Annotated in this window: 13 protein-coding genes and 1 tRNA gene; 9 read left to right on the forward strand and 5 right to left on the reverse strand. The window is 57.4% G+C overall.

Translation table 11 applies throughout. From position 1 onward, the window contains the following. The 5 genes from NOR97_RS04090 (at position 1) to NOR97_RS04110 (ending at position 4,852) form a co-directional block, all read left to right on the forward strand. Complete coding sequence (locus NOR97_RS04090) at positions 1–708, forward strand: c-type cytochrome (RefSeq protein ID WP_171330267.1); 708 nt, start codon at positions 1–3, stop codon at positions 706–708. 24 nt (positions 709–732) lie between these two features. Then, complete coding sequence (locus NOR97_RS04095; RefSeq protein ID WP_170345095.1) at positions 733–1,995, forward strand: NAD(P)/FAD-dependent oxidoreductase; 1,263 nt, start codon at positions 733–735, stop codon at positions 1,993–1,995. Between the two features lie 80 nt (positions 1,996–2,075). Next, on the forward strand, positions 2,076–2,510 hold the full coding sequence (locus tag NOR97_RS04100) for a DUF302 domain-containing protein (RefSeq protein WP_170345096.1): 435 nt from the start codon (positions 2,076–2,078) through the stop codon (positions 2,508–2,510). A gap of 1 nt (position 2,511) precedes the next feature. Then, complete coding sequence (hemA, locus tag NOR97_RS04105) at positions 2,512–3,735, forward strand: 5-aminolevulinate synthase (protein WP_257600281.1); 1,224 nt, start codon at positions 2,512–2,514, stop codon at positions 3,733–3,735. A 58-nt stretch (positions 3,736–3,793) separates the two neighbouring features. Beyond that, positions 3,794–4,852, forward strand: a complete 1,059-nt coding sequence (locus tag NOR97_RS04110; RefSeq protein ID WP_257600282.1) for a YeeE/YedE family protein — start codon at positions 3,794–3,796, stop codon at positions 4,850–4,852. A 1-nt stretch (position 4,853) separates the two neighbouring features. Here NOR97_RS04110 and NOR97_RS04115 read toward each other — a convergent pair whose 3' ends face one another. The 3 genes from NOR97_RS04115 to NOR97_RS04125 form a co-directional block, all read right to left on the reverse strand. Then, positions 4,854–5,798: an MBL fold metallo-hydrolase gene (locus NOR97_RS04115; protein ID WP_257600283.1), complete on the reverse strand. Its 945-nt coding sequence runs from the start codon at positions 5,796–5,798 to the stop codon at positions 4,854–4,856. Continuing rightward, positions 5,795–6,721 carry an MBL fold metallo-hydrolase gene (locus NOR97_RS04120; RefSeq protein ID WP_257600284.1) on the reverse strand — a complete coding sequence of 309 codons (927 nt, stop codon included), beginning with the start codon at positions 6,719–6,721 and terminating at the stop codon, positions 5,795–5,797. Before NOR97_RS04120 ends, NOR97_RS04115 begins: the two co-directional genes overlap by 4 nt. A gap of 117 nt (positions 6,722–6,838) precedes the next feature. Then, positions 6,839–7,051 carry a hypothetical protein gene (locus NOR97_RS04125; RefSeq protein ID WP_170345101.1) on the reverse strand — a complete coding sequence of 71 codons (213 nt, stop codon included), beginning with the start codon at positions 7,049–7,051 and terminating at the stop codon, positions 6,839–6,841. 56 nt (positions 7,052–7,107) lie between these two features. Between NOR97_RS04125 and NOR97_RS04130 the strand changes: the two genes are divergently transcribed. Then, positions 7,108–7,193: transfer RNA gene (locus NOR97_RS04130), tRNA-Leu, on the forward strand. Positions 7,194–7,300: 107 nt separating this feature from the next. On the opposite strand, the gene NOR97_RS04135 is transcribed toward NOR97_RS04130, so the two are convergent. Next, entirely contained in the window at positions 7,301–7,798 is a 498-nt protein-coding gene (locus NOR97_RS04135) for a hypothetical protein (RefSeq protein ID WP_170345102.1), read from the reverse strand. Then, complete coding sequence (locus NOR97_RS04140) at positions 7,791–8,381, reverse strand: response regulator transcription factor (protein WP_170345103.1); 591 nt, start codon at positions 8,379–8,381, stop codon at positions 7,791–7,793. The genes NOR97_RS04135 and NOR97_RS04140 overlap by 8 nt, the downstream gene beginning before the upstream one ends. Before the next feature lie 762 nt (positions 8,382–9,143). Between NOR97_RS04140 and NOR97_RS04145 the strand changes: the two genes are divergently transcribed. From NOR97_RS04145 to NOR97_RS04155, 3 genes are all read left to right on the forward strand, one after another. After that, the gene (locus NOR97_RS04145) at positions 9,144–11,426 is read left to right on the forward strand and encodes a hypothetical protein (RefSeq protein WP_172978466.1); all 2,283 of its coding nucleotides are present in this window, start codon (positions 9,144–9,146) and stop codon (positions 11,424–11,426) included. Between the two features lie 131 nt (positions 11,427–11,557). After that, positions 11,558–13,498 carry a type I secretion protein gene (locus tag NOR97_RS04150; protein WP_257600285.1) on the forward strand — a complete coding sequence of 647 codons (1,941 nt, stop codon included), beginning with the start codon at positions 11,558–11,560 and terminating at the stop codon, positions 13,496–13,498. 194 nt (positions 13,499–13,692) lie between these two features. Then, the gene (locus tag NOR97_RS04155; RefSeq protein ID WP_374041599.1) at positions 13,693–15,756 is read left to right on the forward strand and encodes a type I secretion system permease/ATPase; all 2,064 of its coding nucleotides are present in this window, start codon (positions 13,693–13,695) and stop codon (positions 15,754–15,756) included.

Consider the following 15,756-nt stretch of genomic DNA (forward strand, 5'->3'; position numbering starts at 1 on the left):
ATGCGGTGGTCGAACATATTGTCGTGCGCAGCGGTTCTGGCGGCTTTCGCCTCATCGACCTACGCAACCGAAAACCTGGGTGATGCCGAGGCCGGGAAAACAGTGTTCGCCAAATGCAAAGGCTGCCATCAGGTTGGCGAAGGCGCTGAAAACAAAATCGGCCCGCATCTGAATGGTGTCTTTGGGCGCAAGGCTGCGGGTCTCGATGGTTTCAATTATTCCAAGAGCCTTGTGCGCGCGGGAAATTCGGGTTTGGAATGGCACGCTGACACCTTGTCGGCCTATATCGAAAACCCACGTGCATTTGCGTCGGGCACAAGGATGAGCTTTCGCGGCCTGAAAGACCCGGAAGACCGTGCCAACGTGATTGCCTATTTGCGGGCGTTTTCAGACAATCCCCGTGATATTCCCGAAGCGGACCCAACCGCGAAAGGTACGGATCATTCCGTCGATCCAGCGATCCTGGCGATTCAGGGAGATCCCGAATACGGCGCATATCTCAGCAGCGAATGCACGACGTGCCACCAGATCGAAGGCGGTGACCAAGGTATCCCATCGATCGTCTATTGGCCCGACGAGGATTTTGTTGTCGCCATGCACGCATACAAGGACAGACAGCGGCCACATCCGGTTATGCAAATGATCGCCGGAAGGCTGAGCAATGACGAGATTGCGGCTTTGGCCGCCTACTTCAATAATCCAGAGTGACTGTGCCTAAGGGGAGGAAACGCGATGACACTCAATAGACGAACATTTCTAGGAGCCGCCGGGGTGGTGGCAGCCGGACTATCTGCGCCGATGGTTCTGGCTCAGGGCAGACCCCGGGTCGTTGTTGTCGGCGGCGGCGCAGGCGGCGCTACGGCCGCCCGCTACATCGCCAAGGACAGCAAAGGTGAGATCGACGTGACGCTGATCGAGCCGTCACGGACCTACTACACCTGCTTCTTCTCGAACCTGTATCTGGGAGGGTTTCAGGAACTTTCGGATATCGCCCACAGCTATGGCACGCTTGCAGCTGAATACGGGATCAACGTGGTCCACGATTGGGCCGTCGGCGTGGATCGCGATGCCAAGACTGTTTCGCTGGCGGGTGGTGGCTCGGTCCCGTACGACAAGCTGATCCTGAGCCCTGGTATCGATTTTGTCGACGGGGCAGTTGAAGGCTGGGACGTCTCGGCGCAGAACAAGATGCCGCATGCGTACAAGGCGGGCTCTCAGACGGAACTTCTGAAGGCGCAGATCATGGCGATGCCAGAAGGCGGTACCTTTGCGATGGTTGCACCACCAAACCCGTACCGGTGCCCGCCCGGGCCCTATGAACGGGTCTCGATGGTTGCGCATGTTCTGAAAGCAAACAACCCAACTGCGAAAATCATCGTGGCAGATCCAAAGCCGAAGTTTTCGAAGATGGCATTGTTCCAGGAAGGCTGGGCGAACCACTATGAAGGCATGGTCGACTGGATCGGCGAAGACTTCGGTGGCGGCAATGTCTCGGTAAACCCGGACGCGATGACGCTGACCATCGACGGAGAAGAGACCAAAGTCGACGTCTGCAACGTGATCCCGGCGATGAAAGCCGGACATATTGCGGAAATGGCCGGAGTGACCGACGGCAACTGGGCGCCGGTGAACGCCGCGGACATGTCCTCCAAGGCTGATCCGGACATCTATGTCCTTGGCGACGCCAGCCAGCAGGGCGACATGCCGAAATCGGGTTTCTCGGCCAACAGTCAGGCGAAAGTCTGTGCGAATGCCGTGCGGGGCGCGTTGACCGGATCCAAGGTGTTCCCGGCCAAGTTTTCCAACACCTGCTGGTCACTGATCGACACGGATGATGGCGTGAAGGTTGGGGCAACCTACGAGGCGACGCCGGAAAAAATCGCCAAGGTGGACGGCTTCATCAGCCAGACCGGCGAAGATGCCGATCTGAGAAAAGCAACCTACGAAGAGTCGCTGGGTTGGTATGCCGGTATCACCTCGGACATGTTCGGATAGAAGTTCGGGGGTTTTGACACGGGTCAAAGCCCCCGGAAGTTCAATCCGAGAAAATGCGGCTCAGGAGGAGGATCAGAACCATGAAACACTTTATCGTTACGGCCGCATTTTTTGCAGTCTCCGCCGGTCAGGGACTCGCCGAGGATATCATCACCACTCCCTTTGACGGAAGTTTTGATGATGCCACCTTTGCCGTCGAATCCGCCATTGTCGGGCAGGGGCTGGTCATCGACTATGTGAGCCACGTTGGGGAAATGTTGAACCGAACGGGCGCTGATGTCGGCAGCGACAAACAGATATTCGCGGCGGCGGACATCTTTATTTTTTGCTCGGCAAAGATTTCGCGTGAGGTGATGGAAGCAGATCCGATGAATATCGGCTATTGCCCATACGGGATATTCGTGACCGAGGACGATGACGGGGTGAAGGTAGGATACCGAAGCTATCCGGACGGCCCAATGCAAAAGGTCCAGACCCTGTTGTCCGGAATCGTTGAAGAGGCTGTTGGGGATTGAAATGAACTACCAGCAGTATTTTCGTGATCAACTTGGTCTACTGAAAGACGAAGGAAACTACCGGGTTTTCGCGGACCTCGAACGTCAGTGCGGCGCGTTTCCAAAGGCGCGCAGTTACACGGGGAATGGTCCCGAAAAAGTCACTGTCTGGTGCTCGAACGACTATCTTGGAATGGGCCAGCACCCAAAAGTCCTCGCAGCCATGCATGGGGCGATTGACAAAAGTGGTGCCGGGGCAGGGGGAACGCGGAATATCTCGGGAACCACGCACGAACATGTGCTGTTGGAGCAGGAGCTTGCGGACCTTCACGGCAAGGACGCGGCATTGCTGTTCACGTCTGGTTACGTATCCAATTGGGCCGCCTTGGGAACCTTGGCGTCCCGCATTCCTGGCATCACGGTTTTGTCCGACGAATTGAATCATGCCTCGATGATCGAGGGGATTCGTCACAGTCGTTGCCAAAAGCGGATATGGAAGCACAACGATCTTGCGGATCTTGAAAGACACCTTGCGGACCTGCCTGCAAATGCGCCAAAGCTGATTGCGTTTGAAAGCGTCTATTCCATGGATGGCGACATTGCACCGATTGCCGGGATCTGTGATCTGGCGGATCGTTACGGTGCGATGACCTATCTGGATGAGGTTCACGCGGTCGGGTTGTACGGTCCGCGCGGCGGAGGCATTGCCGAGCGCGAGGGCCTGATGGACCGCCTGACCGTGATTGAAGGGACTTTGGGCAAGGCGTTCGGCGTGGTAGGAGGATACGTCGCGGCGTCGAAGGAGCTTGTCGACTTTGTCCGATCCTTTGCCAGCGGGTTTATTTTCACCACTGCTTTGCCTCCGGCCGTGGCAGCAGGTGCTGCGGCTTCGGTGAAGCACCTGAAGCAAAGCAATGCAGAGCGGCAACAGCACAAGAAGCGCGTGCGCGAAGTCCGGGACAGGCTGGACGATCTGGGTATTCCCCATACACCGAACCCAAGCCATATCATTCCGGTCATGGTCGGCGATCCGGTCAAGTGTCGCTTCATTTCGGATGTGCTGATGCGTGACTATGGGATCTACATTCAGCCCATCAACTATCCAACTGTCCCCAAAGGAACGGAACGTCTGCGGATTACGCCGTCGCCGGTGCACACCTGTGAAGATGTCGACCGGCTGGTATCCGCATTGGGAGAGTTATGGACGCAATGCCAATTGGCGCGCCGGCCGATGGCCGCGCAATGACGATGACGAATTGACCAAAGGCAAGGACACATACGCAACGAAGTGAGAGTTTCTGCCCATGGAGAGGCTCATCGATCTGCTGGGAGACCCTGGCGCATTGGCATTTGCCGGAGTGCTCGTCGGTATCTTGTTCGGCGTGACGGCTCAGAAGTCCCATTTTTGTTTGCGCGCGTCGACTGTCGAAGTCGCCGAAGGTAAGCTTGGCCCCCGTTTGGCGGTTTGGCTGATTGCCTTTACCGCGGCACTGACGCTGGTTCAGGCGCTTGTCTCGCTTGAATTGCTGGACCTTTCAGAAGCACGCGCCATCGCGTCAACCGGCAGCCTTAGCGGTGCGGTTATCGGCGGAGCGATGTTTGGCATCGGAATGGTTCTTGCGCGCGGATGTGCATCTCGCCTGTTGGTCTTGGCCTCGTGCGGCAACCTGCGTGCACTTGTGACAGGATTGATTTTGACCTTGGTGGCCCAGGCAGCCTACACAGGAGTACTCAGCCCAGCCCGTGAAGCGATTTCCGGTCTGTGGACCATCTCAGGAGGCGCACAGCGCGATCTTTCAGCAATAATCGGGCTTTCGCCACCGGCCTATACAGCCGTTGCCGCAATTGGATTTGTTCTGGCAATTGTGTTTGCTTTTCATAGAAATGTCGCACCTGCAAAGATCGTGACAGCCGCAGGCGTGGGCGGGGCAGTGGCGCTTGGGTGGTTCATGACATATTCCATCGCGCAAGCTTCTTTCGAAGTCGTGCCTGTGTCTTCAGTGACGTTTACCGGCCCGGCCACAGACACGCTGATGGCGTTGGTTGCAGAGAGAAATGTGGCGCTGTCTTTCGGCATCGGCCTTGTTCCCGGCGTGGCCATTGGCGCAGCAGGATCTGCCATCCTTTCCGGCGAGTGGAAGATCGAACGTTTTGGCTCGGATACACCGATGGAACGTTACCTGGTCGGAGCTGTCCTCATGGGGTTCGGAGCGATGCTTGCCGGAGGTTGCGCCGTGGGCGCCGGGCTTTCAGGCGGGGCCGCCCTGTCATTGACAGCCTGGCTTGCCGTTTTCTTCATGTGGGTTGGGGCGATAGGCACGCACAGGTTTTTGATGCGTCTACCGGTACTACAGCATTCCTGACTTACTCGAACTCCATCTGTTCGAAAACGCGCCCGGCATTCTTTGTTGCCAGTTCCTCGTACGTGTCCAGATGGGCATAGGGGGACTGATCGACATAATAGGCTTCGGTCAGATCGCCGCCTGCATCCATATGTTCTTGAATCCTGGTTCGCAGGTACACCAGGTAATCGCGTGTATAGCGGCGTACCTGATCCATATTCGTGGGATGACCGTGCCCGGGAATGACATACGTGGCATTCAAAGCCTCGAACTCGTTGTCCCAGGTTTCCAGCCAATCCGCGGTATAGGTATCCTGAAAGATCGGCAGCATGCGCTCGTGGAACGCCATGTCACCCGCGATGACAAGGCCTTGGTTCGGCAGCCAGATCGAGATATCGCCGGGGCTGTGGGCCGGTCCGAGGTATTTTGCTTCGATCCGGAAGTCGCCCATCTCAACCACGTATTCATCATCGAATGTCTCGGTTGGGCCTGCCAGAAACGTACCCTCTGCCTTGTCCTGATTGTATCGTTTCATTCCTTCCAGAATCTGAGGGCCATACTCCTCGAACTCAGCTGCTGCATCCGAATGGGCGACGATTGGAACACCGATTTCCGACCAGTAGGCATTGCCAAGCATCGCGTGCCCCTGACCGTTTTCGTTGAAGACAAGCGTGACGGGCTGATCCGTAATCGCCTGAATTTCCTTGTGCAGCGCCTCGGCAAGGACATAGGCCGCACCGCCGTTGACAACGACCACACCTTCACCGGTCACGATGAAGCTCAGGTTGTTGTTGTGACCAGAGTTTTCGTAGGTCGGTGGAGCGGTTGCGCCAATGGCGGAATAGACGCCAGGAATGAACTCGACCGGCTTGGAATACAGAACGCTTTGCGGATACTGGTCAGCAATATCCTCGCTTGCCCAAGTTGGCGTGGCGAAAGCAACCGCAATCATGAGTGATCGTATCATGACGCCTCTCCAATGAACCTGTAGGCCGAACCGGTCTTTTCGACGCGGCCAATTCCACCGTTCGGCAGGTGGAAGCCAATCATTCTCATTTTCTCTTCGGAAATCTGATCCAGAAGTGAGTAACGCGCAGCTGCGGCGACCTGGGGGTCCTGATCCGTTCCACTGTGCCAATCGGGGTGTTCAAACGCAACGTGCGGATTTCCGAGCGCGTCGCCTACGACCATCACCGACTCATCCCCATTTCGAAGCTCAAAGGCCATGTGACCGGGCGTGTGCCCAAAGCTTGCCCGTGCGGCAATACCGGGAAGGATCTCGTGCCCATCCTCAAAGAACGCGACCTGATCCTCGATTGCTTCCAATCGGCGTTTGGCACCGACCGCGAACGCGGTGCGATCTTCGCCAATCGTGTCCACCGTTGAGGGGTTCCACCAATAATCCCATTCTTTGCGTCCAATGAGGTGCGTCGCATTTGGGAAAAGCAGGTCGTCGAAGTCATCCAGAACACCCCAGATGTGATCGGGGTGTGCATGGGTGAAGACCACATGCGTAACATCCTCGGGCGACAGGTCGATTGTTTCAAGAGTCTCCAAAAGCTTGCCAGATGTAGGCATGAAGTCCGGCCCCGCGCCAACATCAAATAGTACGGTGTTTTCATCATCTCGATAGAGCGTGACGTTGCACTCTGGCTCGTACTTGGTCGCGTCCGCTTGATTGCGGATCAGGATTTGCTCGATCTCCTCTTTGGGCATGGCTCCGAAAACAACATCAGGTGGGAATGACAGGTATCCGTCTGACACGGTTGTAATTCGGGCTGAAGGGCCGAGCCGCAGCTCTGCCTGCACGATCCTGGTTTGAGCTCCAAGTACCGCGAGGCACGTGGCATTGAACAGGAAACTGCGTCGGGACAAAGAAATTCCATTCATACGCAATCATTAAATTGAATATTATTATTTGTAAACGATGGAAGTACCAACAAAGGATCATTCCAAGACGCTGAAAAACCGGTCGGGTCTTCTTTGCGATTGGGCGAAGAACGGTTTTCAGTGGTGGTAAATAGAGGCGACACCAAGGTCATGCGCAAAGTGAACGTGCAGCGCAATCCGCGCCATGATGGTTTGCCGAGGAAGAGATGATGTCGGAAAGGCGATTGTTACGTGACCTCGAAACAGGGGAGAGGCCCAGCCGCTGAACGACGGCGACGGCAGACGCAGCTTTGCACCGAAAAATCCCGGCCCATCTGCGTCAAAGCGCATTGTTCTCATCCCGCTGTGCTTGTAAGGAAATTGCACGGCCCCAGGGGCTGCGCCGTGCGGGCGTGATGGAATGGTAGACATATCAGACTTAAAATCTGAAGGGCGTATGCCCGTGTGGGTTCGAGTCCCACCGCCCGCACCACAAAAATTTTCAAAAAATGCCGTGACTTATGGGCGCGTGGCAGGACGCGCCGTGGGGGATGCTCGCGTGCTGCGAAGGCCCCGCTCAACTCTGCTGTGCAACCGGCCCTAAACCGGAAACCCCAATTGTCGGATCAGTTTCCAAATGTCCCTGTTTGCGGCTGACAGCTGATCAACGACTGCTTCGATCTGGAGCAGAGCATCGTCGTCGACGGTATCCTCGCGGCCGAGTTTTATGTCGGTTTTGCGGTCAGCGATCCGCATGAGGATCGTTTTCGGGTTTCCGCTTTCAGGGTCGAAGGAATAGATGCAATGGTTGTACTTGTTGCGGATGCCGGAAAGCTTGGCCAGCCTTTGCGTGTGTTCAAGGATCGGATCGCGAACCGGGGCAGGGCGCCCTTCCATTTTTGCAAGTCTTTCAACCAGATCTATTCGCGCGCGGGTGGTGTTCAAAGTCAAAAAGATGATTACGGCCACGTCCTTGGACGTTCCGGTCAGGCCGGCGATCAGGTGGATCAGCAGGCTTTCGGTATTTGTCCACATATAGTTCAGTCTGCCGACCAAAAGGATCAGGCGGTCGAACCGGGCTTCGAACGGATCAGTCAAGGGCGGTCTGCTGCGCCTCGTGAGGCGCTACCTCGAAATAGAAATGAGCAGCCGCAGTCCTGTTGCTGACGCCGATCTTTCCGACAACGTTATGCATGTGCAGCTTGACCGTGTGTTCCGTGATGCCCAGCTTGGCCGCAATCAATTTGTTGCTTTTGCCTTCTGAGACCAGTTGCAGAACCTGTTTTTCGCGGCGTGTCAGCTTGGAGTATTGTGCATGCCGATCCGCGCCGTTGGATGTAATGGCTTCCCGTTGCCGTGGTCTTTCAGGCGCGCGCTGACAGGGGGATGAGACACAGTCAGCCAGGAAGCTGGGAAGATACAGTTCCTCGTGCATCAGCAATCTGAGGATGGCCCGCCACGCGTCCGGCGCGACATTCATCGGCAGAAAGCCTACATCTCCAAACTGCGCGCGGTGCCAGTCTTCGAACAGGTGTCGGGCCGAATCCTCTTTGCGATAGGCGAAGGCAAGACAGCCGGAACCTGCACTTTTGGAGTATGCATTGGGGCGCGCCAAAAGGTCCTCGATCAACATCTGATCCACGACGACGATCTTGCCGCTGTCCGGAACAACTGAGCGCATGGCCTCGAGTGTTTCGAAGCGAAAAGCGCGGACGCCAAATTCAGTTTGAACGCTTCTTAGGGTTTGATTTGAATAGAATAGTTCTTTCCCGAGGAAGACAATCGAAAAATCTTCTGAATAAAGACTCTGATTGCCAGATTCATTGTTCAAAGACTCACTCATTATATTCCCTCACAAAACGGGGTTAACCGGAAATGGCTTTATCGAAATGGAATTGCCGGTGCAAAAGTAGTTAACTAATCAAAGAATTACGTAAGATTTATTGTAGCTGAAAACGTGATTTTCTACAACCAGACGGTATAGTTCAAGTGCCCGAGATATAGAACTATTGTTTAGGTTTTTCGGCTTGTCATTGTGTAACTGGCGGAAACAATTGCATTATTTTTTGTTGTTTTTCTTGTTTAGAACTTTTTGATCCAGGCCGGGAATAGTTTCGCGGTTTTTTAAAATAAACATAAAATACAACATGTTATCCATATCAGAACTTTCAGTTAGCTAGTCGCAAGCGTGCGTCGCTGCAAACATGGTCAGGCTTTAATTGTGAAAGCGTCTGTCCCTGCCGCGCCCGTTCCTTGCGTATTTCAGCATCGATTGTGAACGGCCGCGAATTCGGCTTAGCCGGGAAAGGAGGTGGCCTCAGGAAAACAATCGTGGACCGCATTCAGCGTGCTTGAACGCTGTGCGGGTATTTAAGTTTCAATCACGCCCGTTGCCGCTTTGTAGATGAATGGCGGTCAGGCGTTCCAGTAATGGGAATTTGTTATGAGACGTAATGTAAACAATACAAACGTAACGACCGTTGACGAAATTGTAGTCGAAAACCTCGAAGCTCCGGTGGATGTCGAAATTCAGGTTGATGAGGCCCTTGTCGAAGCCGACGTGACTGCGCAGCAACAGCAGCAGGACCAAAATGTAGAAAACGCCAACGAGCAAGGCCAGGATCAGGGTCAGGACCAGGGTCAGGATCAAGACCAGGGTCAGGATCAGGACCAGGGTCAGGATCAGGACCAGGGTCAGGATCAGGACCAGACGCTTAATGCCGGCGACAACACCAACGACAACTCCAACAGCAACTCAATCAACATCGATTTCGGCGGCGGTGAGTGGATTCCGCGCGACGATGATCAGGTTGATCTGGACCTCGGCGACTCGGCGACAGTGGGTGACGTGATCACTGCTGGTCGCGATCTGACCTATGATCCAGGCGATGACATGAATCTGGATGTCTCGATGGATGGCGCCGGAACAGCGATGTCATCCGTGAACAGCCAGGTCGCCAGTCTGAGTGATGATGACACGTTGGACTCACCAAGCGTATCCAACAATGCCGACTTCTACCAGAACGGCGATGCCAATGGTGGTACTGCTACTGCGGCTGAAGGTATCAGCTCGGATGCCGGCGGTGGAAAATCGGGCGACGGTGGAACCAGTTACGGCGGCGCGGCCGATTCATCGACGCTGGGCAGCCACGCGTGGGCTGACGGTGGCGATACCGGCAGTGCCGATGCCGATTCCAGCGGCGGCCGGGGCGGATCGACCGGTGACGCAAGCAATGCCAGCAACGGTGTTGGTATGGCGGGCGCAGGATCCGACGGTGACAGTGCCGGCGGAGATGGCGGTGCCGCGGATGGTTCCGCGTCGTCTGACAACGATGGCAGCACAAGTGCCGATGGCAGCGGAACCGGCGGAGCCGGCGGCAGCGCGGATTCGTTTGGTCTGGGCCTGGGCCTGGGTCTGTCCGGTTCGAATGCATCCGGTAACGCAAACGGCGGTGACAGCGACTCCGACTCGACCGGAACGGGTACCGGAACGGCAGATAACGCCGCGGACGCGTCCGGCGCGGACGGTGGCGACGGTAATGCTGCGGCAGATGGTTCGGCTTCGAACACCAGCGACAGCAACACCGATGCAAATGATGCCACTGCGGGTGACAACACTGCGGATGGCTCTGCTGACAGCGGCGCGGACAGTTCGGCTGACGGCTCTGGCGGAACCGGAACCGGTGGTGACGGATCCGGCGGTGACGGCTCTGGCGGTGACGGCACCGGTGGCGACGGCACCGGCGGCGACGGCGAAGGTGGATTCGGCGCGATGGTCGAAGCTGCAATCATGGCTCTTCAGGAAGAGTTGGGCATGATTGACGCCGAAGCAGGCGAAGGCGGCGACGGGACCGGCGGTGACGGCACCGGTGGCGACGGCACGGCCGGCGACGGTTCGGGTGGCGACGGCTCGGGCGGCGACGGTTCCGGTGGGACCGCTGACGCGGATTCCGATGCTCAGGGTGTTGGCGATCAGTCGGCAAGCGGGCCGGACATCGACCAGAGCCCAGGCGACGTGAACGGTGCGGCCAGCAACTCGCAGGACACCGACGGCAGCGGCGGTGACGGCGGGTCGAACGCAGCAGATGGCGCAGCGGATGCGGCCGGTACCGGAACATCGGCTGCCGACGGCGACGGCGGCGCGGGCGGCAGCACGACGCCGACATCATCGTCTACCGGCAACGGAGCCGGGTCTGCCGACGCGGCCAATACCGCGGGTGGTGGCGGAGCTGCCGACATCTTCGGAGACGCCGACACAAACGGTGCGGCTGACAGCCTGGCCGAAGCAATTGCCGGATACGGTGGCGAAGGCAGTTCCGACAATGATGCCACATCGACTGGCTCTGGCGATGCAGCTGGTGCGGCCGACTCGGGTAACGGTGGTGCCGGTGGCGCATCCGCCGCGGACGGCGGAACCAGCGGAGCTTCGATGGGCACTGCAACGTCAGGCGATACCATGGGTGGCATGATCACCGGTGGTAACGGTGGCGGCGCCTATTCAGGTGACGGTGGTGCCGGCGGCAATGGTGGTGCTTGGGGCGCGAACAATGGTGGCGATGGTATCGTAACCGGCGAGTCCTATGCATCGGCTGCGGCTGTCGTTGATACGTCTGCGTTCAACCAGTCGATCATCATGGGCGCCAACGTTCTGGGCAACACGGTCGATACGACCATGGTGGGTGGTTCGATGACCATGTCCCACGCCAGCGACGACACGGACGTTTAAGTCAAAAGGCGGGGCTCGCATTTTCGGGCCTTGCTACCTTTCAAAAATGCCGGGGCCGCAAAACGCGGCCCCGGCCCAACTGAACCCAAAGCGGTAATTACGAGCCGCCGCGGGCAAAAAGGATAACCGACATGGCACTTGACGGTATTACGGAAACGATAGCGCATTTTGTTGGAACTTTTGAGCTTACGATAGAACAAGCCCGCCTGCGGGATCAGTACGAGGAGTTCAGCGCCCTGAGGCGGAAAGCTGAAATAGACGGGCTTGACGAGCCAACCTCGATTCACATCAAAGCTGATCTGGATATCCCGGCGGGCGAATACAAAGCCCTGCCGTTCAACTTTCTTCCCTCTCAGCCGGAGCTGCCGTTGCCAAAAGCTCCTGTCGGGCCGGTGCACGAGGCGGTCATCATCCTCAACGGTGACAGCGCGGAGTCCGCGCGATTTGTTCCAGACAGCATATCCGGCCCGTCTTCCGCACCTGAACTGATCATTCTTCGACCGGATACGGTGCCATTGGGGTCGGCAATGACGTTCACCGTGCAAAAGGTGGTCATGCGCGACAACGACACGGTGGGGGAAGGGGACTTTCGTGATACCGAGGCGCTGATCGCCCAAGGCGAAGAGATGCTGGACATGGCGCTGTCGCTTCATGCCGTGGCAGCCCCTTCGCTTTCGCTCGCGGATTACAAGTCGACCGAAATGCTCGAGGCGCTGGCCCAACAGATGACGGCCCCGGCAAACGCGAATATCGACGGGGTCACGGTACATCAGTTTCATGGGGATGATGCGTTGGGGGTGATCGTGAACGGCAAGTACGTTGACGACGCTCCGGTATGGACAGACATCCTGCCTGCGTTCCATCAACCGGAGGAAGCCGGAGAGGATGAGGCCGAGTCCATGCTTCCGGCCGAGTGGGATCAGTCGAAAGATCCTGACTTTGATGACGGACACCTGGTCGTGACCGGAGGAAACCTTGCGATCAATGCCGTTTCGGCATCTGTGGGTTGGGTTGACGCCCCCTATATCGCCGTCGGAGGGCAGGCGATCAGCCTGACCGCCATCAGCCAGGTTGCGCTTGTTTCAGATTGGGATGTGGGGGCGCCGGGAACGGGCAGCGGCACCAACGTGATTCAGTCCTCGAAGATTGAAGTCGAAGGCCGAGATGCCCCCTGGCTGGACAATGGCGCCGGAACAACCGGACAACCTGAGTTCATTGTTGTGGATTGGGTCCACGGTGATCTGGTTGTGGCCAACTTCGTCAAACAAGTTATCGACGGCACGGATATCGACAACATACAGACCGAGATTTCGGCCGCATCGACATTGTACGCGTTGGGCGACAACGAAATGTTCAATGTCACCGACATCGTGCAGCTGGGCAGTTTTTACGACCTGATCATGATCGACGGGAATATGATTTCCGTGGACATGTTGTACCAGACCAACGTCCTGATGGATGACGATATCATCAGCGGCGGTATGCCCGGCGCAATGGCCGGAGATGATGACAACGTGATCATGAATGACGCGTCGGTCAAAACGATAGGCGAAGATACACATCAGGGTCTGCAACAGAACCTGTCCGACGCCATGGCGCTTGATCAAACGGACATGGATGCGTTGGAGAACGCGCTGCTCAACGATCCCCTGTTCGCAGGGATGGAACAGATGCGCGTGCTCAAGATCGACGGAGACTTGTTGCAGGTGAACATCGTTGAACAGGTCACCATGATGCTGGATCAGGATCAAATTGACCTGTCCGGTCCCAGTGCCGCCGATACCGAGGTCGTCGCAGGCAGCAACGCCCTGATGAACTCGGTCAATCTGACCAAAATGGGCGTGGATTCGACGGTAATGGCCGCTGACGGATCTTACTCCGACCTGCTGCTTCATCAGGCCAGCCTGATTGACGTGCCAGACAACCAGGAAATCACAGATATGACCAACGAGGCGATCGCCGCAATCATGGCGGACATGTCTGTGCCGCAACCGGATGCGGCCCTGGCACTGCACGCACAATCCACTGACACAACGACACCAGATGACGGCCTGCAATCCATGCTGGCCTGACCCCCCACCAAGTTTTTATCGAGTGACCAGAAGGTTTGTATATGTCGATTGTTTTTTCGTCGCGCCGCCCACTCTTATCCAGTCCCCTGGACAGGCAGGGCGGTTTGGGCCCGAAGCGCCAGCGCGCAGACGGTGGGGCAGATCCCGCGACACGACGGGCCAAAGCCCGGTTGCACCTGACGCAGGAGATGCGCGTGTCTGTGTCAGATCCAGATTCGCCGGTTGAAACCGAACTACCACAGCAATCCGAAGACCGAAAACGCTCACGCGAACAACGGCGCGCTGATCCTCCCCGTCAGCGTGCGCAACCGCAACCCGCGCAAAATGAAGACCCGGCGGGTGGCGGCAATGGGGTGGCCGACGCCGACGGCCCGGATCCGGCATCTGCCGGGGACTCGACAGCGCGCAAGACCCCCTCTGCGCGCGCTTCCGGTGGGAACGGCATAGGCACCACGATCGAGGCCAAGGCAAACCAGCCACTGTTGCAAACGAATTCCGGCGGCGGTGATGGGAACGGGCCACCCCAAACCTTCCACAAACGCACCCCGCCCGAAGACTTCCAGCGCACGTTGCGCGTTTCGATGCGGGCGATCCGGCGCAATCTTGCGTTTGTTCTGGTCCTGACCTGCGCTACGAACATCCTGATCCTGGCGATCCCGATCTATCTGTTCCAGATCAGTGACCGGGTTCTGACCAGCCGGTCGCTGGATACGCTGATCATGTTGACGGCCATCGTTGCAGGGGCAGTGGTCTTCCAGTCAGCTTTTGATGCGGTGCGGCGGTTCATGCTCATGCGGACGGGGGTTGAAGTGGCGGCCCGGCTGGGCGCACCGGTTCTGAGCGCGGCGGCCCATGCGTCGCTGCATGGAAACGGGCGCGAGTATCAGACATTGGGCGATCTGCAACAGCTTCGTGGTTTTCTGGTCTCGGGCACGCTGCTTTCGTTTCTGGACGTGCCGTTTGCGCCGCTGTTCATTCTGATGATTTTCCTGGTGCATCCGGAACTGGGCATGATCGTGGTGGTTACTGCGCTGATCCTGATGACGATTGCGCTGATCAACCAGAAAATGACTGCCAAGCCGTTTGCCGAGGCCAACAAGGCACAGTCCATGGCAAACCTGCATCTGGATTCGATGTCTCGCAACAGCCAGATCATCAACGCCCTGGCAATGATCCCCGAGGCCGTGCGGATCTGGGGGCGGGACACTGCCCAATCCCTGACCTGGCAGGTGCGGGCACAGGACCGCAACGTGATCTTCGCTTCGATCTCGCGCGCCGTTCGCCTTTTGACGCAGATCGGAATTCTGGGTTGGGGCGCTTTTCTGGCGCTGCAAGGAGAGATCACGGGCGGTATGGTGATTGCGGCCTCGATCATTGCCGGGCGTGCCTTTGCGCCAATCGAAGGTTCGATTGAAGGATGGAACAGCTACCTGCTGACGCGCGGAGCTTATGGCCGGATCAAGGCGCTGCTGTCGACTTCGGCCCTGCAATACGAAAAACTGCGTCTGCCACGCCCCGAAGGTCGTCTGGATGTCGAACGCCTGCTCTATGTACCGGGCGGAACCAAGCGCGTGGTTCTGAACGGCATCACGTTCTCACTGGTTCCCGGCGAAACATTGGCCATCATTGGCAATTCCGGTGCGGGGAAAACCACGCTTGGAAAAACTCTGGTGGGATCCATCCTGCCCACATCGGGCAGCGTTAGGCTTGACCTGATGGACATCCGAAACTGGGACCCGCGCCAGTTTGGCGAAAGCATCGGCTACCTGCCGCAGGATGTTCAGCTGTTCCCGGGCACGATCAAGGACAATATCGGCCGGATGCGGGCGGATGCCACTGACGAACAGATCCATGATGCCGCCGTTCTGGCCGATGTTCATAACATGATTGCAACGCTGCCGCAGGGATATGAGACCGTGGTGGCCGCTGATGGCTCGCCTTTGTCCGGTGGTCAGAAGCAACGTATCGCACTGGCACGGGCGTTCTTCGGCAATCCCAGAATGGTTGTGCTGGATGAACCGAATTCAAATCTCGACGTCGCGGGGGACAAGGCGCTGGCATGTGCGATCGAACAGGCGCGTCAAAGCAAGATCACCGTGGTCGTCATTACGCAAAAGCCAACGCTATTGAGTGTTGTCGACAAGATCATGCTTTTGACCGACGGGCGCGTGGCCCTGTTCGGTCAGCGTGATCAGGTTCTTCAGCAGCTCAACGGGCCGCGCAAGCAGACTGGAATTGAAGGCCAGCAGGGGGGCTGA

The organism is Ruegeria sp. YS9 (genome assembly GCF_024628725.1).
In the GTDB taxonomy this organism is placed as follows: domain Bacteria; phylum Pseudomonadota; class Alphaproteobacteria; order Rhodobacterales; family Rhodobacteraceae; genus Ruegeria; species Ruegeria atlantica_C.